This window comes from Pseudomonas petrae (assembly GCF_021728295.1).
Taxonomy (GTDB): domain Bacteria; phylum Pseudomonadota; class Gammaproteobacteria; order Pseudomonadales; family Pseudomonadaceae; genus Aquipseudomonas; species Aquipseudomonas petrae.
Map to the genome: position 1 here is coordinate 40,872 of NZ_JAKJXE010000014.1, position 18,409 is coordinate 59,280.

14 protein-coding genes are annotated in these 18,409 nt (G+C 62.9%); 10 read left to right on the top strand and 4 right to left on the bottom strand.

The genetic code is table 11. The features are described from left to right. The first annotated feature begins 17 nt into the window (after window positions 1-17). From L4G42_RS21390 to L4G42_RS21425, 8 genes are all read left to right on the top strand, one after another. Entirely contained in the window at window positions 18-560 is a 543-nt protein-coding gene (locus L4G42_RS21390; protein WP_237253386.1) for a carbonic anhydrase, read from the top strand. A 31-nt stretch (window positions 561-591) separates the two neighbouring features. After that, entirely contained in the window at window positions 592-987 is a 396-nt protein-coding gene (locus tag L4G42_RS21395) for a hypothetical protein (RefSeq protein WP_237253387.1), read from the top strand. A gap of 140 nt (window positions 988-1,127) precedes the next feature. Next, a complete protein-coding gene (locus L4G42_RS21400; RefSeq protein ID WP_237253388.1) occupies window positions 1,128-2,066 on the top strand; it encodes a GlxA family transcriptional regulator in 939 nt (312 codons plus the stop codon). A 93-nt stretch (window positions 2,067-2,159) separates the two neighbouring features. Continuing rightward, a complete protein-coding gene (locus L4G42_RS21405; RefSeq protein ID WP_237253389.1) occupies window positions 2,160-3,134 on the top strand; it encodes a nitrilase-related carbon-nitrogen hydrolase in 975 nt (324 codons plus the stop codon). A 174-nt stretch (window positions 3,135-3,308) separates the two neighbouring features. Continuing rightward, entirely contained in the window at window positions 3,309-3,830 is a 522-nt protein-coding gene (locus tag L4G42_RS21410; protein WP_237253390.1) for a winged helix-turn-helix transcriptional regulator, read from the top strand. 21 nt (window positions 3,831-3,851) lie between these two features. Then, window positions 3,852-5,027 carry an HlyD family secretion protein gene (locus L4G42_RS21415; RefSeq protein WP_237259659.1) on the top strand — a complete coding sequence of 392 codons (1,176 nt, stop codon included), beginning with the start codon at window positions 3,852-3,854 and terminating at the stop codon, window positions 5,025-5,027. Then, window positions 5,024-6,589, top strand: a complete 1,566-nt coding sequence (locus L4G42_RS21420; protein WP_237253392.1) for a DHA2 family efflux MFS transporter permease subunit — start codon at window positions 5,024-5,026, stop codon at window positions 6,587-6,589. Before L4G42_RS21415 ends, L4G42_RS21420 begins: the two co-directional genes overlap by 4 nt. Window positions 6,590-6,609: 20 nt before the next feature. Further along, window positions 6,610-8,166, top strand: a complete 1,557-nt coding sequence (locus L4G42_RS21425; RefSeq protein ID WP_237259658.1) for an efflux transporter outer membrane subunit — start codon at window positions 6,610-6,612, stop codon at window positions 8,164-8,166. 133 nt (window positions 8,167-8,299) lie between these two features. On the opposite strand, the gene L4G42_RS21430 is transcribed toward L4G42_RS21425, so the two are convergent. Beyond that, window positions 8,300-9,088: an SDR family NAD(P)-dependent oxidoreductase gene (locus L4G42_RS21430; protein WP_237253394.1), complete on the bottom strand. Its 789-nt coding sequence runs from the start codon at window positions 9,086-9,088 to the stop codon at window positions 8,300-8,302. Between the two features lie 145 nt (window positions 9,089-9,233). Here L4G42_RS21430 and L4G42_RS21435 point away from each other — a divergent pair, with 145 nt between their 5' ends. Beyond that, on the top strand, window positions 9,234-10,130 hold the full coding sequence (locus L4G42_RS21435) for a LysR family transcriptional regulator (RefSeq protein WP_237253395.1): 897 nt from the start codon (window positions 9,234-9,236) through the stop codon (window positions 10,128-10,130). Here L4G42_RS21435 and L4G42_RS21440 read toward each other — a convergent pair. Then, window positions 10,115-10,735: a TetR/AcrR family transcriptional regulator gene (locus L4G42_RS21440; RefSeq protein WP_237253396.1), complete on the bottom strand. Its 621-nt coding sequence runs from the start codon at window positions 10,733-10,735 to the stop codon at window positions 10,115-10,117. The two genes, L4G42_RS21435 and L4G42_RS21440, sit on opposite strands and share 16 nt — an antisense overlap. A gap of 115 nt (window positions 10,736-10,850) precedes the next feature. On the opposite strand from L4G42_RS21440, the gene L4G42_RS21445 reads away from it, so the two are divergent. Then, window positions 10,851-11,252, top strand: a complete 402-nt coding sequence (locus tag L4G42_RS21445) for a DoxX family protein (protein WP_237259657.1) — start codon at window positions 10,851-10,853, stop codon at window positions 11,250-11,252. A 124-nt stretch (window positions 11,253-11,376) separates the two neighbouring features. Here L4G42_RS21445 and L4G42_RS21450 read toward each other — a convergent pair whose 3' ends face one another. Together L4G42_RS21450 and L4G42_RS21455 are read right to left on the bottom strand one after the other, a co-directional pair. Then, window positions 11,377-16,656 carry a DUF4011 domain-containing protein gene (locus L4G42_RS21450; protein WP_237259656.1) on the bottom strand — a complete coding sequence of 1,760 codons (5,280 nt, stop codon included), beginning with the start codon at window positions 16,654-16,656 and terminating at the stop codon, window positions 11,377-11,379. A 546-nt stretch (window positions 16,657-17,202) separates the two neighbouring features. Next, complete coding sequence (locus L4G42_RS21455) at window positions 17,203-18,255, bottom strand: GGDEF domain-containing protein (RefSeq protein WP_237253399.1); 1,053 nt, start codon at window positions 18,253-18,255, stop codon at window positions 17,203-17,205. Window positions 18,256-18,409 lie beyond the last annotated feature (154 nt).

Below are 18,409 nucleotides of genomic sequence, written 5' to 3' on the forward strand. Positions count from 1 at the left end.
CGACCAAGGACACCCCCATGACCGTTATCGATGACCTCACCCAACGTAATGCCCTGTTCGCCAGCACCGGTTTCGATGCGCAGTTGCAGATCATGCCGTCGATGAAGACCGTCATCATTGGCTGCGTCGACCCCCGCGTGGACCCCGCCGATGTGCTGGGCCTCAAGCCAGGCGAGGCTGCGGTGATCCGCAACGTCGGCGGACGCATCAACCCGGCGACGCTGCAGAGCATGGCGATCGTGCGCACCGTTGCGGCCGCACAGGGCAAGGAAGTAGGCCCCGGCTGGAACCTGATCGTTCTGCACCACACCGACTGTGGCATCACGCCGTGCCTGACCCACGCACCGGTGTTGCTGGCGAAAAACCTGGGCGTCGAGATAGCGGACCTCGACACACTCGCCATCGCTGATCCCTACGCAGCCGTTGCCATCGACGTCGCCGCGCTCAAGGCCAACACGCAGCTGCCCGGTGGTTTTCTGGTGACCGGGATGGTCTACGACGTCGAAACCGGCAAGGTCGACGTGGTCGTACCCCCTGCCCTGCTGCGCCCTGCAACGTGAACCCCTTCGCCCACCGCACCGAGCACACCTTATGAACCTGATCTTTCGCCGACTGCTGCTCGCCAGCGCCTTGTCACTCAGCCTGGCCGGCACCTCCCAGGCGGCCCCGCTGCCCACGGTGCCAACCACGAAAATCATCGCCATCGGCACGATCACACCCGGCTCGACCCAGGAAGCGATCGGCGCCGTGCTGCCCCAGGAAGTCCGCGAAACCGTGCAGCTGCACCTGGACGGCAAGATCGAACAGTGGAACGTGCGCAACGACACACTGGGGGTGGTGTTCGTGCTGAACATGACCAGCGTCGAGGAGGCCAAAGCGATTTTCGCCAGGATGCCGCTGGACCGGGCCGGTCTTATTTCCTTCGAGTTCATTCCCGTGGGGCCCTTGTCACCGCTGTCGCTTCTGCTGGCGCCCGCGGGTCACTGAAGAGGCCGCTGTTTCACTGCCGACGGCGTCCTCACAAGGTACGCCGTTTTCGTTGGCGTGGAGGTGTGTTTAGCGTACAACCCTGATGGAGCAGCCTGCAGGTCTTGCAGGCCACCGTTCCGTTGATCAGGGCAAACGTCATGCAGACTGTGGGATTGATCCTCTACCCGGGCTTTCAGGTGCTGGGGCTGTCCATGTCCGCCACCTTTGAAGTGGCCAATCTCATGGCCGAGCGCGAGGTGTATGCCGTCAAACTGCTGTCCGAAACCGGCGGCCTGGTGCAGTCATCGGCAGGCTTCGGCGTCGACACCGAGCCCTTTGACCAACGCCGCTTCGATACCCTGTTGATCCTCGGCGACAACGTGGTCAGGCCGGCGTCCGCCGGGTTGATCCAGTACATGCGCGAGGCCAGCCCGCTGACCCGCCGGGTAGGGTCGATCTGCACCGGCTCCGCCGCATTGGCCGAAGCCGGCCTGCTTTCCGGGCGTCGCGTAACCACCCACTGGGCCCACGCACCGGACTTACAGCGCCTGTACCCCGACATCCAGGTGGACGAGGACCGCATCTTCATCAACGACGGGCCAGTGTGGACGGCCGCCGGAATGAGCGCCTGCATTGATCTGGCCCTGGCCCTTGTGGAAAACGATCTGGGCAGCGAAATCACCCGTCGGGTGTCCAGGCATCTGGTGGTCTATCACCGGCGCGCCGGCGGCCAGTCGCAGTTCTCGGTCATGCAGGACCTCGACCCGAAAACCGACAGAATTCAAGCCGCGCTGACCTACGCGCGCCAGCACTTGAAGACCGAGCTTTCCGTGGAGCAGCTGGCCTACGTCGCCCATCTCAGCCCCCGGCAGTTCAGCCGGATCTTCCTCGCCCAAACCGGCAGATCCCCCGCCAAGGCCGTGGAAAACCTGCGCGTCGAGGCGGCCCGATTGATGATGGAAAACGGCCACAGCTCCATCGACGTCGTCGCCACCGAGACCGGCTTTGGTGATCGCGAGCGCATGCGTCGCGCCTTCATCCGTGCGTACGGCCTGCCGCCGTCGAGCTTCACCCGCACTCATCCACAGCTGACCTGATATGACCGAAAAGGTGGCAACCACGACCTACGACCATGGGATGACGCCTGTAATCTGACCTCACTGAAACCCAACCCCCGTGAGGAAAGCCCCATGACCATCGTCAAAGCTGCCGCCGTACAAATTGCCCCTGTGCTCTACAGCCGTGAAGGCACCGTCGCAAAGGTGGTGCAGAAGATTCTCGAACTCGGTGAAAAAGGCGTTCAGTTCGCTGTGTTCCCGGAAACCATCGTGCCGTACTACCCCTACTTCTCGTTCGTGCAGACGCCGTTCGAAATGGGTGCCGAGCATTACAAGCTGCTCGACCAGGCCGTCACCGTCCCCTCGGCCGCGACCGACGCCATCGGCAAAGCGGCCAGACAGGCCAACATGGTGGTCTCGATCGGGGTCAACGAACGCGACGGCAGCACGCTGTACAACACCCAATTGCTGTTCGACGCCGACGGCACCTTGATCCAGGCCCGTCGCAAGATTTCGCCGACTTATCACGAACGCATGATCTGGGGCATGGGCGACGGCTCCGGCTTGCGCGCCGTGGACAGCGCAGTCGGGCGGATTGGCCAGCTGGCCTGCTGGGAACACTACAACCCGCTGGCCCGTTATGCGCTGATCGAGGATGGCGAGCAGATTCACGCGTCGATGTACCCCGGCTCGTTCGCCGGCGACCTGTTCACCCGGCAGATAGAAGTCAGCATCCGCATGCACGCCCTGGAATCGGCCTGCTTCGTGGTCAACTCCACCGCCTGGCTGTACCCGGAACAGCAGGCGCAGATCATGGCCGATACCGGCACCTCGATCGACCCCATTTCCGGCGGCTGCTTCACCGCGATCATCGACCCCCAGGGGGAAGTCATCGGCTCGCTGACCGAAGGCGAAGGTGAAGTGATCGCCGACCTCGACCTCTGGGAGATCGACAAGCGCAAACGCCAGATGGACGGCCGCGGGCATTACAGCCGTCCGGAGATCCTCAGCCTGGTCATCGACCGCACCGCCCACAGTCACGTGCATGAGCGTGCGCCGCATCCCAAGCTCGCCGAGCTGGACCAGCGCGCGGCCAGCAACACGTAGTCGGGTTTAAACGCACTCGGCGCACCGTCGATAACGACGGTGCGCCGATCGCCCCTCCTCCCAGGCACACGAACCCGACCACCGGCATCATTCATTTCCCGGAGTCACTTTCATTATGAAATTCACTGTGTAATATTATGGTCGTCATTCAGCGTAATCGAACCGGAGAAATCCATGAAACGCGCCACCTTCCAGCCCATGCCCTGCCCCGTTGCCAACGCCCTGGAACACATCGGCGACGGCTGGAGCATGCTGATCCTGCGCGATGCCTTTTACGGGCTGCGCCGCTTCGATGACTTCATCAACAGCCTCGGCATCGCGTCCAACACCCTCACCCGTCGCCTCAACGACCTGGTCGCCCACGACCTGCTGGAGCGCCGCCCTTACCAAGACAACCCGCCGCGCCACGAGTACCACCTGACCGAGGCCGGCCGTGATCTGCGCCAGGTGATTCTCACCCTGATGGCGTGGGGGACACGCCACTCGAACACCGGCGACAAGGTGTATCTCGCCGATCAGGAAACCGGCCAACCGGTGGACCTGGCACTGATCGACGCCAACACCGGCAAGCGCATCACCCGCGACGGCCACCGCGTACACATCAGCCCCGATGCCGACGCGTTGACCTTATGGCGTGTGCGCACCGGTCAGGTCTACCGCGACAACGACGCACTGGTCAGCCCCTTCCCTAACTGATTCCCACGAGGTCCTTTCGCCATGGACACCCACGCCACGTCTGCACCGCCAGCCGCTACCCGTCCCAGTCCTGATGCAGTCAGCGAGTCTGCTGCAGAAAACCCTGCCATCAGCACGCCACCCGCGGCCTCCCGGCGCAAGAAAGTGCTGCGTCTCGGCCTGCTGGCCATCGCCGTGGTCGGCGCGCTGGGGTATGCCAGCCATTGGTGGCTGACCGGGCGTTTTATCGAGGACACCGATGATGCCTACGTCGGCGCCGACACCACGGTCATCAGCGCCAAAGTGCCGGGCTACATCAGCGAAGTCGCGGTGCAGGACAACCAGTTCGTCAAGGCCGGTGATCTGCTGGCGCGCATCGACGTGCGCGACTATCAGGCGGCGATGGCCAAGGCCGACGGCGCGGTGGCGGCGCAGCGAGCGACGCTGGTCAATCTGGATGCGACCGAGCAGCTGCAGCAAGCAATGATCAATCAGGCCAAGGCACAACTGGACGCCGCCGACGCCGAAACACAGCGGGCCAGCGACGACCACGCCCGCTATCAGAATCTGGTGCGCACCCAGGCGGTGTCCGTCGAAAGCGCGCAACGGGTCGACGCCACCTGGAAGACTGCCCGCGCCGACCACGCCCGTGCCGAAGCCGGGCTGCTTGGCGCTCGCCGGCAACTGGACGTGATCGAGAGCCAGCGCGGCCAGGCACGTGCGGCGCTGCAACAAGCCCAGGCCGAGCGTGATCAGGCCCAGTTGAATATCGGTTACACCGAATTGCGCGCACCGGTGGACGGTTATGTCGGCAATCGCCGCGCCCGGCTCGGCGCCTATGCCGCCGCTGGCAGCCAACTGATCTCGGTGGTCCCTGCTCAGGGTTTGTGGATCGATGCCAATTTCAAGGAAGACCAACTGGCGCGCATGCAAGTGGGCCAGAGCGTCAGCGTTCGCGCGGATATTCTCCCGGGCCGCGAATTCCACGGCCACATCGAAAGCCTGGCCCCGGCGACCGGCGCGCAGTTCAGCGTGCTGCCAGCGGAAAACGCCACGGGCAACTTCACCAAGATCGTCCAGCGAGTGCCGGTGCGGATCCGCCTCGATGGCACCGACGCACGCTTCGGCGCCCTGCGTCCGGGCCTGTCGGTGATCGCGAAAATCGACACCGCCGAATCGCCTGAGCACAAGGACGTTGCCGTGGCGGTGCAGCCATGAACACGCCGATGCCAACCCTGAGCACGTCGCAAAAGGTTGCCGCGTTTGCCACCATGTGTGTTGGCATGTTCATCGCGCTGATCGATATCCAGATTGTCTCCGCGTCACTCAAGGACATCGGCGGCGGCCTCTCAGCCGGCGCCGATGACACCGCCTGGGTGCAGACCGCTTACCTGATTGCCGAAATCATCGTCATCCCCATGTCCGGCTGGCTGTCGCGGGTGATGAGCACGCGCTGGCTGTTCGCCGTCTCGGCCGCAGGATTCACCCTGGCCAGCCTGCTCTGCGCACTGGCCTGGAATATCCAGAGCATGATCGCCTTTCGTGCCTTGCAAGGGTTTCTTGGCGGCTCGATGATCCCGCTGGTGTTCACCACCGCCTTCATGTATTTCACCGGCAAGCAGCGCGTGATCGCCGCCTCGACCATCGGCGCCATCGCCTCGCTTGCACCCACACTGGGCCCGGCCATTGGCGGCTGGATCACCGATATTTCCTCCTGGCACTGGCTGTTCTACATCAATCTGGTGCCCGGCCTGTTCGTCACCTTCGCCGTGCCTATGCTGGTCAAAATCGACCGGCCGGACCCAAGCCTGCTCAGGGGCGCGGACTACATCGGCATGGCGCTGATGGCGGTGTTCCTCGGCTGTCTGGAATACACCCTGGAAGAAGGCCCGCGCTGGAACTGGTTCAGCGACAGCACCATTTCCACCACGGCGTGGATCGCGGCCATCAGCGGCGGCCTGTTCATCTGGCGCTGCCTGGAGATCAAAGACCCAATCGTCGATCTACGCGCCCTGAAAGACCGCAACTTCGCCCTCGGTTGCCTGTTTTCGTTCATCACCGGCATCGGCATTTTCGCGACGATTTACCTGACGCCGTTGTTCCTCGGCCGAGTGCGCGGCTACGGCTCCCTCGACATCGGCCTGGCGGTGTTTTCCACGGGGATCTTCCAGCTGCTGGCGATCCCGGTCTACGGCATGCTCGCCAACCGCGTCGACCTGCGCTGGATCCTGATGTTCGGCTTGGCCCTGTTCGCCCTGTCGATGTGGGACTTCTCACCGATCACCCATGACTGGGGCGCCAAAGAGCTGTTGTTGCCCCAGGCCATTCGCGGCTTTGCCCAGCAGATGGCGGTGCCGCCGGTGGTGACGCTGACACTCGGTGCGCTGGCGCCGGACCGGCTCAAGCTGGCGTCCGGGCTGTTCAACCTGATGCGCAACCTGGGCGGCGCCATTGGCATCGCCGCCTGCGCCACCGTGCTCAACGACCGCAGCAACCTGCACTTCCTGCGCCTGGCGGAGAACCTCAACACCCGCAACGAGCCGATGAACACCTGGCTCGAACAGTTGACCGGCAGCGCGCAGAGCCTCGGACAGAACAGCCTCGACGCCAGTCAGGTGGCGCTGCGGCAACTGTGGGCGCTGACCTGGCGGGAGGCACAAACCCTGACCTACGCCGATGCATTTCTGATGATCATGGCCTGCTTCGTCATCGCCACGCTGATGGTGCCGTTGATGCACAAGGTCAAGCCGCCGCAGCAGCCTTCTGCCGACGCCCATTGATGACAGTCGAGGATATTTCGATGAAAACCTTCTTCCCCGTAATGCGTTTCCCCCTCGCGGCGCTGACGCTCGCGCTGGCTCTCGTGCAGACCGGTTGCGCCGTCGGCCCTGACTATCAACGGCCCGATGATCAGGCAGCGGCACAGTTCATGGCCCAGGATGCCTTGCAACATCGCAATGGCAGCCGCTCGGCGCCGACCCTTGAAAAGTGGTGGCTAGGGTTCGACGACCCGCAGCTGACGCAGCTTATCCAGACGGTGCTGGCGCAAAATCTCGACCTCGCCGCCGCCATGGCTCGCGTCGATCAAGCCCAGGCTGTGGCGGCGCAGGCCGGCGCCATACGCTTGCCCCAAGGCAGCCTGGACGGCCAGGTCGTGCGGCAGCGTCAGTCGCTGGAAAGCCCCCAAGGTCAGTTGGCCAGTCATCAGCCCGGCTACGACCGTAGCCAGACCCTGAGCACGATCGACGCCGGCGCCAGTTGGGAACTGGACCTTGCCGGTGGGCTGAAGCGCGGTGAACGCGCGGCGCTGGAAGATGCACAGGCGGCGCAAGCTAGCCAGGCCAGCGTGCGGGTGTCGGTGGCGGCGGAAGCGGCGGATGCCTACCTGCGCATCCGTGGCGCCCAGCAGCGGATTCGCGTGGCAGAGCAACAGATCGACAACCAGACCGACCTGCTCGATCTGGTCGACAAGCGCCTCGGCCAAGGCGTGGGTACTCAGCGCGAAGCGTCCCAGGCGCGAGCGGTATTGCAGCAGGCGAAAACGACGCTGCCGCCACTGCGCACCGAACTTGCTGTGCAATTGAACCGCCTCGATGTACTGATGGGTGCCGCCCCTGGCACTTATGCACGGGACCTCGCCGGCAACACGCCGCAGGACGACAGCTACCAGGTGCCGCAGATCCCGGCCAACATTGCCCCCAGTCAGATGCTGCGTCGGCGCCCGGACGTGATCGCTGCCGAACGCCGATTGGCCGCCAGCAACGAACGCATCGGCCAGGCCACTGCCGAGTTCTACCCCAAGCTGTCCCTCGGTGGCCTGCTGGGTTTCAACAGCCTGCACGGCGGTTCGCTGCTGACCGATCAGGCGTTTCAGCCCCAGGCCATGCTCGGTTTGCGCTGGCGGCTGTTTGATTTCGGCCGCGTCGATGCCGAGGTCGCCCAGGCCAAAGGCGCCAATGCCCAGGCCCTGGCCGAATACCGGCAGTCGATGCTGCGCGCCAGCGAAGACGTCGAGAACGCGGTGGTGACCCTGGTTCAGCTGGAAAGCCAGCGGCAGGACCTGGCGCTGGAAATCTCCGCTCGGTACGCCGCCCGCCAGGCGGCGAGTGAAGCCTATCAAGGCGGTGCCGTGAGCCTGATCGAAGTCCTCGACGAAGACAGCGAACTACTCCGCGCCCGCGATCAGATGGCCCAGCTCAACGCCAACGACGCCCGCGCCGCCGTCGCGACCTTCCGGGCGCTGGGCGGCGGCTGGGAGCCAGGCGATGCCGAGCTGTCGGAAAACTCCAGTGCGCGAACCGGCCTCTTCCCGGCTGAAGCCGGTCCTACGGAACACCGCGTGCCGTCAGTGAGATAGAGCGCGAACCCGGATGTGGGACCGGCTTTAGCCGGGAAGGCGTCAGGCGATACAACACAGCACTGGGGTCGCTCGTAATGGCCTCTTCCCGGCTAAAGCCGGTCCTGCCGGGATCATGCAGGCCGAAGCTTCCTCAAAAAATACTGTCAACCACACCGCCATCCACCCGCAGCGCCGCGCCGGTGGTTGAGGACGCCTGCTCGGAGCTGACGTAGATGATCATGTTGGCGATCTCGTCCACGTGAGAGGCGCGGCGGATGATCGACGAACCGCGATGGGCAACGACAAAATCCGCCGCCACTTGCTCCAGACTTTTCCCCGAGCTTTCAACGTCGGGCTTGAGCATCTCGGCGACGCCCTCTGACAGCGTCGGCCCGGGCAGCACCGAGTTCACCGTCACGCCAGTGCCGGCCAGCCTTTTGGCCAAGCCTCGGGAAATCGCCAGTTGCGCCGTTTTGCTGAAGCCGTAATGGATCATGTCGGACGGAATGTTAATCGCGGATTCCGAAGAAATGAATACGATCCGTCCCCACTTGCGCTCCACCATGCCAGGCGCGTACGCCCGGGAAATGCGCACGCCGGACATCACGTTGGTGTCAAAGAACCGCTGCCACTCGCTGTCGGGAATCTCGAAGAAATCCTGAGGATTGAAGATGCCCATGTTGTTGATGACGACGTCGAAGTCAGGGTGTTGTGCCAGCAACTGCTGGCAGGCGGCCTCATCACTCAAGTCGCCGGCAAAACCCATGGCCATCTCCGCCAACGGGCCCAGCCGCTGCAATGCAGCGTCGACACTGCCCTGGCTTCGGCCGTTGATCACCACGTGCCCGCCGGCCTCAAGAAAGCCCTTGGCTGCGGCGAAGCCGATGCCGCTGGTTGAACCGGTGACCAGCACCTTACGGCCCGTAAAATCGATTTTCATCTTTCTAACCCTCTGATCTGGTGAATGACAACATCATTGATCATTTTCCCGCCGCTGATAATCCGGCTGATTTCGAGATGACTTTTCGAGATCATCGAACTATCGTCCAACGCTTACCCTTCTCCCATTACCAAGGCGGCCTGCCATGGACACCCTTGACGCATTGCGCCTGTTCGTCAGCATCGCCGAAGCCGGCAATCTGAGTGCCGCTGCTCGCCAGCAATCCGTCGCGACCTCGACCGTCACCCTCGCCCTCCAACAGCTGGAGGAACGGGCGGGCACTCAGCTGATTGTCAGGTCTACCCGCAAACTGACGTTCACCCATGAAGGCGAACAGTTCCTCGCCGACGCCCGTCGGCTGCTGATCGACTGGGGCAGCGCCGTCGATGGCATTCGCCAGGGCCGCACACTCAAAGGCCCTCTGCGCATCACCGCGACCAACGATTTCGGCCGACTGAAACTGGCGCCGATCATTGACCGTTTTCTGGACATTCACCCTGAGGTTCAGATCACGCTGCTGTTGGGCGATGGCCTGTTCGACATTATCGACAACAATCTGGACATCGCGCTGCGCAACGGCCCCCTCTCTGATTCGAATCTGATTTCCCGGCCATTGATCCGCAGCCAGCGAATCATCTGCGCCGCCCCCGCCTACTGGCAGGCTCGCGGCAAGCCATCCCATCCCGATCAACTGGCCGGGCACAATTGCCTGCTGCTGCACCGACCCGGCATCGCCTTCTCCTCGTGGCCGTTTCTGATCGAAGGCAAAACGGTACCTGTCCGTGTGTCGGGCAATCGAGTCGCCAACGACGGCGGCGTCCTTCGACAATGGGCGATGCAGGGCCACGGCATCATGATCAAAAACCGCTGGGAAGTTGAAGAGGAGATCGCGAGCGGAGCGCTGGAGACAGCCCTCGACGCATTCGCCCTGCCCCACGTCGATCTCTACGCCGTCACTTCGAGCAGCCATCCGAGCCGTCGGGTCGCGGCGATGGTCGAGTTTCTCGTCGAACAGTTGCGAGGGGATCAAGCCGAGCGCTGATATCGAAGGTAGCTCAAGACGCTGTGCACCGCTTCCTCTTCGGCTATTTCCAGGCGGTGCGGTGGCGCATCGGCCCAGCTTTCGACAACCCCGCGCACCAGGGCGGGAACCGTTTTCGCTGCTCGCTGCGGATCAATGCCCCGGGCTGCGCTGGCCCAATGCGTCAGACCCGCCATGAACACGCGGCAGCCTTGATCGAGGTAGTCGGCTCTGACGTCATGGATAGGCAGCCGCATTTCCTGCTGGCTTAAAAGCCCGGCCACCGTATCGCCGTCGCGCAAATGCTTGAGCCGGCCGCGGATCAGCAGGCGCACGGCCTCATCCAGGCTACGTCCCGAAGCCGCGCGCATGGCACGAGCAATGTCGACGAGCATTCGCTGTTTCTGCTCACGAATCAGCGCCAGCATCAGCGCGTCCTTGTTGGGGAAATATTGGTACAGCGTGCCGATGCTGGCCCCCGCGCGCTCGGCCACGGCATTGGTATTGAAACCTGCAAGGCCATGGGCCGCCAAAACCTGAGTAGCGCCCTGCAGAATTGCCGCCTGCGTCGCCAAGGCTCGTGCCTGACGGGGTTCTTTACGGGGTTCCAGCGACGAGCGAGACATGAATGAAGTGCCTGTGCAATGCGAGTAAGGGAATGGTCGGCCGCTTCGTAAAATAGGCGTCCGGGTTGATCTGCGCAATCCCGTGCAGACCCACGTTCAACGGATGCGCCCTGCCATGCCTGCATTGATTCACGACCTTCTTCTCAGCGATGGCTTCAGCGTGTTTGCACGCCTGCTGCTGACGTCCTTCTTCTGGATTGCCGGGTTTTTTGGCGTCTTTAAGTTCGGTGTCATGGTCCAGGCCATCGCCCGCGAGAACCTGCCGTGGCCGCGCTTTATCGTGGTGCTCATGATCCTCACGGAGTTAATCGGCTCCGCGTTACTGGTCAGTGATTTCCGAGGTATGGGGTGGCTGGGCGCCGGGGCGCTTGGGGTATTCACCCTGCTGTCGATTCCGTTGGGTCATGCGTTCTGGAAGCTTCAGCCACCCAAAAAAATGGAGGAATTTCAGATCGCGCTGGAGCACCTCGGCATCATCGGAGGCCTGATGTGCGCGGCGGTGCTGACAGTGGCGTGAGGTGCGGGATACCCCATCAATCTCGAAAAGTGATCTCTATACCCCCAAAACCCGGTCAGACGTATCGACCCTGCTCGCCGCAGCCTGCGCCTCCTCTGCCGGGATTTCTGCCATGGAGCGCGCGTCATTGGCCTAAGCGGCCACCCGCGTCAGCTTCAGTTGTAGCCTCAGGTTCTGGCACCGCGGCGAAGTCGACCACGACCGGCGCGGTGACGGCGTCATCGGCCAAGCTAGGAGCGACGTCCAATCGAGATTGAGCCAGCAGATCGTTCAGCGCCACGTGCAGCTTTTGCAACGCCCCCTGTTTATCCACCCACCAGTCGGTGGACCACAGCCTCAGCAGGTTCCAGCCCAGGCCACTGAGAATCGCCCCGCGCACTTTGTCCCGATCCCGCGCGGTGGCAGCGCTGTGATACGTGGCGCCGTCGCACTCAACACCCGCCAGGTAGTCGCCCGGCCGATCAGGGTGAACGATGCCCAGATCGATGCGGAAACGTGACACGCCGATCTGCGGGACGACCTGCCAGCCCAGTTGCCTCAGCCCTTGGGCGACGGCCTCCTCGAACGGCGAGTCATAACCGCCTACCGAGCCTTGGATCGCCTCCGCCAGCGCCTTCGGCCCACGCTGAGCGAACTCGATGAAGTGCTTCAAATCGCGCACGGCCCGCGCATTGGTGCGGTTGAGGTCAATCATCGACGGATCGAACGAGGTGAACACCAGCATTTCCCGGCGGGACCGGGTGATGGCAACGTTGAGCCGGCGCCACCCGCCGTCTTTGTTGAGCGGCCCGAAGTTCATCGACATCACCGGCGCACCGGCTTCGGTGGGGCCATAACCAATGCCAAGCATGATCAGGTCACGCTCGTCGCCCTGGACCGTTTCAAGGTTTTTGACCACCACCGGCTCGGTCTGGGTGTCCTGGAAGAACGGCTCGATCTGCGGGTATTGCTTGCGGGCCGCGTCCAGCAGGTCGTTGATCAGCTTCTGCTGATCCGAGTTGAGGGTGATGATGCCGATGGAATGACCCGCCGCCACAAACACAGGGTCGGTGAGGCGCTTGACGGTTTCATTGACGATGGCTTGGGCTTCGGCCTGGTTGTAGCGCCCCTTGCCTTTGGCATACACGCCCTCGACCTTGCGCCACTCCACCGCACTGGCGCGGGTTTCCGCCGCCGGGAAGGTGATCAGGTTGCTGTCGTAGTAACGGTGGTTGGAGAAAGCAATCAGGCTTTCATGGCGACTGCGGTAGTGCCAACTCAAGCTGTGACTTGGCACCCCTGCCCCCAGGCATTCGTCGAGGATGCTTTCCATGTCTTCGGCCGTGTCGTCGTCGCCGGCATTCGGGCCACGGCTGAAGAAGTTGGTCGGCGGCATCTGCCGAGGGTCACCGGCGATAATCACCTGCTTGCCCCGGGCAATCGACCCTATGGCGTCCCACGGCGCGATCTGCGACGCCTCGTCGAAGATCACCAGATCGAACGGCGGCTGGTCGGCGGGCAGGAACTGCGCAATCGACAACGGGCTCATGAGCATGCACGGGGCCAGGCGATTCAGCGCATCGCCCATCTCGATCGCCAGTTGCCGGACCGGTTTGTGCCGGCGCGACTTCTGCAACTCATGCTTGAGGATGGCAAAGCCGCTGCTTTTGGGGATGTCGTTCTTGGACGGAATCAAGCCGCAGAGCTTGGCCCGGATATAGCGCACGGTCAGTTTCGCGAGCTCGTCGTCCAGGCGCACGAATGCGCCGATGTCACTCATGTGCTCGGCCGCCACGAAATTGCGCAGCAACGGTTCGCCGTCGATGCCCTGGGTCGCGAACCAGTGAGCATAGGCCGTGACGAAGGTCTCCTCGGCGGCAGACGGCAACAGGCTGCCGGTTTCCAGTGCCCGGGCCAGATTGGCCAGGCCGGCCTCGGCCGCCTGTTCGCGCACCCGGCACCAGTCGCACCACGCCTTGAGCTGCGCTTCCTGCTGCTGAATGGCGAGTGACGTCGCCCTAAGCGCAGCCGCGCTCGGCTGTGTCTCGGTGCCTGTGCCCGCCAGGCCGGTGAACAACCGCGCGGCCGCCCCAACGCGTAACAACGCCTGTTGCAAGGTCGATACGGCGATAGCGATTTGCCCACTCGGCGCCAACATGTCGTTCGCGTCGATCACCAGACGCGCAACGGCGCCGCGCAACGCAACCAGGTGTTCGGGTGATTCGGCCAACCCGATCAGCATGCCGCGCAAACGCTCAGCCAGGGTCACGGCCTGCAGCGTGCGCACCGGGTCGCTGTTCAGGCCTTGCCAGCCGGGGATCGACTGCATGTCGCTGGCCAACGCATCCAGCTCCATGAGTTGAGCCTGCAGGCGTTCAAAAATGGTGAGGTCGCCGACGGTGTCCGGCAGGCCTGCCGCGCCACCGAGAGAGGCGAGTTTCTTCGCCACCTTTTTCTTGGCGAACGTCGCCAGGAACCAGAACTTGCCCTCGGCTTCGTGCCATTCGTTGCGCATTGGCGAGACCGGTACACGACGGCACGCTTCATCGGCGTAATCCAGTGACAGGGTTTCTTCAAGCTCCCGATAGCTCTCGAGCAACTGGCAACTGCGCCGGGCCGCCTCGATACGCGCGGCAGCATCGGGTGCAAAGGCAAACGACAGGTTCAGGCCATGGGATTCAAAGATCAGGGCGGTCAGATCATGCAGCTGCTGGACCTGGGCTACTTCAGCCACTGGCAATGGCATGTGGGTCAGTGCCAGCAGCCGTTCGCTGGCGGCATTCAATTCATCGAGCGCCTGGGGCACTTCCCTTGCGGCACCGGCAATCTGTGCCTGCCAGGCGTTCGACCATTGGGTCTGCGCCAGGGCGCCGAATTTTCCTGACAGGTCGCGAGCGGCAGTGCCATTGAGGCCAAGGCGACGGGCGAGATCCAGCAACTCGGCGTACTCGGCCCCATCGTGTTGCGTGCCCGTCTCCCAGCCCAGCCTTGGCGTCTGAGGGCCGTGGTCGCGAACCACCCGACCGATCGACTGGTGCAGGGTCAGGCCGTTATCCCAGCGTCGGTGCAGCACGTCGACCAACTGATTGAGCCGTGAGCGCAGGGTCTGCAAGCGCGCGGCTTCCCGTTCCCATTCCTCGGCGCTCAAGGCCTCACTGACGTCCCAGGCGCGGTCCAGCTGCTTGAGCACTTCAACCTTCGACGCCTTGCTTGAATGCAGCTCCAGACAGAACTCGCCCAGGCCCTTTTCGGCCAGGCGACGAAACACCACGTCAAGGGCCGCGCGTTTCTCTGCCACGAACAGCACACGGCGACCGAGGGCCAGGTTGTGGGCAATCATGTTGGCGATGGTCTGGGATTTACCGGTGCCGGGCGGACCGTCCATGACAAAGCTATGGGTGTTGGCCGATGCCACGACCGCTGCCAATTGCGAAGAGTCGGCCGGCAAGGGTGCAAAGAGCTGAGCCGGGGTGACTGACGCATCCAGACGCTCGGGCCGGGGGAATTCGGCCGAGCCCGAAAAGCCCTCACCCGCTGCGTCGGGGTCCAGCAGATGCTTGACCAAAGGGCTTTGCAGCAGCTGCGCCGCGTTGGCGTTCAGGTCTTTCCACATCAGGTATTTGGCAAACGAGAAGGTGCCCAGCACCAGCTCGGTGCTCACCTCGAATCCAGGCACATCGCGCACGGCCCGGCGCACGCTGTTCCAGATGCCGGCCACATCAATGCCGCTCCCATCGCTGGGCAGCTCACCGTCCAGCCCGGGAATCAACAGCTCGAAGTCGTGGCGCAGCAGCTCAAGCAAGGTCAGGTTGAAGCGCGGCTCCTCGTCGAGCAGGCTCAACGTGACGCCGGACAAGGCGCTTTTACGCTCGAGTTTCACCGGCAGCAGAATAAGAGGCGCTGAATAGGTTTTCGGGTCGTCAGCGCTTTTCTTCCACTTCAGGAAACCGATGGCCAGGAACAGTGTGTTGGCCCCGCCTTCCTCCAGATCGCTGCGAGCCTTGCGGAACAGGTCGATCAGCGTGGCTTCAAGCTTGACCTTCTCCAGACTGGCCAGGACTTCGCCGCGCGCCAGTGCCTGACGGGCCACTTCGTTTACCAGGCTTTCGTTGTTCTGTTGTTCATACAAGGCCTCATCACGGCCGCTGCTTTTCAGATCAGGTACGGCCACCACGCGGATGCGCTGACCGCTGGAGAGCAGGTCTTCAAGGGCCGCCGGATCGGGGCACAGCAGACGCACACCTTTGGCGCTGTCCGGCAAATGCAGCAGACGATTGCGCGTGGTCAAATCGAGCAGTTTGCGTTGCCACAGGGTCAGTTTTCCGGCCGGGCCCGAGGCGTCTTCATTGATCTCGACATCGAACGCCGGCAGCGACGGCGCTTCCTCCAGCCCTTCAATCACAGGCGGTGCATCGTCGGCGCCATCGACTGGAGCAACCGCTGACACCAGCGCCATCGGGCGAATCTTCTGCATCCGGGCGCGGTGCACATCGATGGCCATGATGAACTGCTCGTCGTTGAGCTCCCGCTCGGCGGCGGCCACCGCCCGGGAAAAACTTGGCGCGGGCGCCTGGGTCGCGAGGGTCGTCTCGAAGACCACCATTTCTTTCAAATCGAGACGCTTGCGCACGGCCGACGCTTCATCGGTCAGCAACTGGGAAAATTCCTGAGGCTGCAACCAGACGCCGGCAAACGCATGGCCCTTGGTCATGACCAGGAGTGCATTCAAGCCGGCCTGCTCCAGCGCGGCCGCAAAAAGCAGCGCGGTATCCAGACAGGTCGCCACGCCGTTTTCCAGCACCACACTCGGCGGCCTGATTTTCTGGCCCTGCTGCTCGAAACTGGCGGGTGGCAACGCATAGCTCAATTGAAAGCTGCACACCCCCGACCAGATGGCGGAGGCCAGCTCCCAGGTGCGCGTGCGGGATTTGCTTTCGTAGCCGTCGATGCCGTCTTTCTTGCCGGCACGGCGCAGCACTTGCGAGGCCGCTTTCAACACGCGGTCTACCGCAGGGTCATTGGGCATGCAGAACGCGGCGAGCAGTTCCGGCATCGCGCTCAACCCGCCCCATTCGGTCCGGGCGAGCAGTTCGGTGGGGAAGCGCTGTTCGACGAGCACAGTCTCGCCTTGGGATACGCGCATTACCACGTCGGCGCTCAGGCTTTCCGTCAGGCCGGACAGGTAACCGGCGTTCAGCTTGATGTCGCGTTCCGGGATGCTGAGGCGATCACCGGGATGGATGCGGTCGATATTCCAGCTTCGGCTTTCAACGAAATCAGGGTCGGTGCTCAGCGTCAGCACCAGGTTTTCGAGGGTGGTGTCTTCCTGGTTCCAGAGGCTCAATTCACGCACGAGGGGAACGGCATTCTGGTGGGAGGCGAAGCCGATCTTGCGAGCGATCAGCGCTTCAATCTTGATGTTCATTCACGGGATCCTGAAGCTGCGAGCGCAGGCCCCCTGTAGAGGCCGCCAAATGGCGCCTATAGTCCATGAGTAATCGGTGGTTGTGAATGTGTTTGTCAGTCAATCAGCCCGCCGGGCAAACGTTGCCGTCTGGTAGGCCGTCGGGCGAGCTTTCAGTGGGACCGGCTTTAGCCGGGAAGGCGTCAGGTTTCACACCGCAAAATCGACGGCGCACATTCAGGCCTCTTCCCGACTGAAGCCGGTCCCACTGAGATCAAAAACCCCCGCCACTGAACCACCGCGCATATTCAGTGGGACCGGCTTTAGCCGGGAAGGCGTCAGGTGTCACGCCACAAAATCGACGGCGCACATTCAGGCCTCTTCCCGACTGAAGCCGGTCCCACTGAGATCAAAAACAGCCGCCACTGACACACCGCGCGCATTCAGTGGGACCGGCTTTAGCCGGGAAGGCGTCAGGTGTCACGCCACAAAATTGATGGCGTATGCACTGGCCTCTTCCCGGCTGAAGCCGGTCACACTGAGATCAAAAGCTGCGTCCCAACGCCCTCACTCCGCCCGCATCACCCGATTGCGCCCCTCCTGCTTGCCCTCATACAAACGCTGATCCGCCCGGTTCAGCGCATCCCGGAACGTTTCCCCATCCTGCAGAATGGCCACCGCAAGGGTCGCCGTGAGGTTCAGGCTCATCTGCCTGATCTCCCCGGCCTGCTCGCGAATGTGCGTCAGTATCCGCTCCGCGATCAGTTGCGCATCCTCCAGGGTGGTGTTGGGCATCAAGACCAGAAACTCCTCGCCGCCCCAGCGCGCCGCGATGTCGGTGGTGCGCACGCATCGGGCGATGACGTCGGCCACCTGCTGCAGCACCACGTCGCCCATGTCGTGTCCGTACTGGTCGTTGATCTGCTTGAAATGATCGATGTCGATCAGCACCAGCGCCGTGGGGATCTCGCGGCGGCCGCCGCCCAACTGACGCAAGCGCTGAAGCACGCGGCGCCGGGTGTAGAGGTTGGTCAGGCTGTCGCGATGGGCCGAGTGATAGAGGTTCATGTGCATGGACAGGTTGAAGCGCACCGACAACGCCGTGGCGTGCAGCAACAACGCGGTGGCGGTCAATGCGTTGGCCGCGCCGAACAGGTCCTGGGCGTTCTCGCTGATGCTGATGACGGGCACTTTGTTGCGCAGGAGGTACCCGCCCACCGTGACGATAAGCACGGCAGCGCTCAGGCAGCCGCGGCGCACCGGCGAGGAATGAAAGCCGAAGGCGATGATCGGTACGATGCAGAAGACGTACAGGTGGAAGTTGCTGTCCCAGCCCAGGACCCAAGTGGCGATGGCCGCGTGGGCGATGATTTCGATGCAGATGAGCATGCCGGCGCATCGGTACAAGCGACGCTTGATCGCCAGCAGGCACGCGATATAGGCCATGACGCTGGCCGCATTGGTGGCCCACATCACGGACAGACCCACAACCAGGAACAGACCGAGCAGGAGCACGTGTATCGCGAACGCGATTTGCACAATGGGAATGATGTGTTTCCAGTATTCGACGGTGGCTTCCCGAGTTACCTGAGTGCGGTCATCGGCGGTGAGGGTATTCATCAGGATTTCTCAGAGGAAATAAGTACGGTGGGATAGGAGGTCGCTAAGGACAGTGTCCGGCGTGACGCAATATCGCGATTCTGAATAGCTTTAATCCCAGTTTGATCTGCTTGCAGACCTTTGATTTCCCGGCATTTTTAAAGTTTAGGCCTTT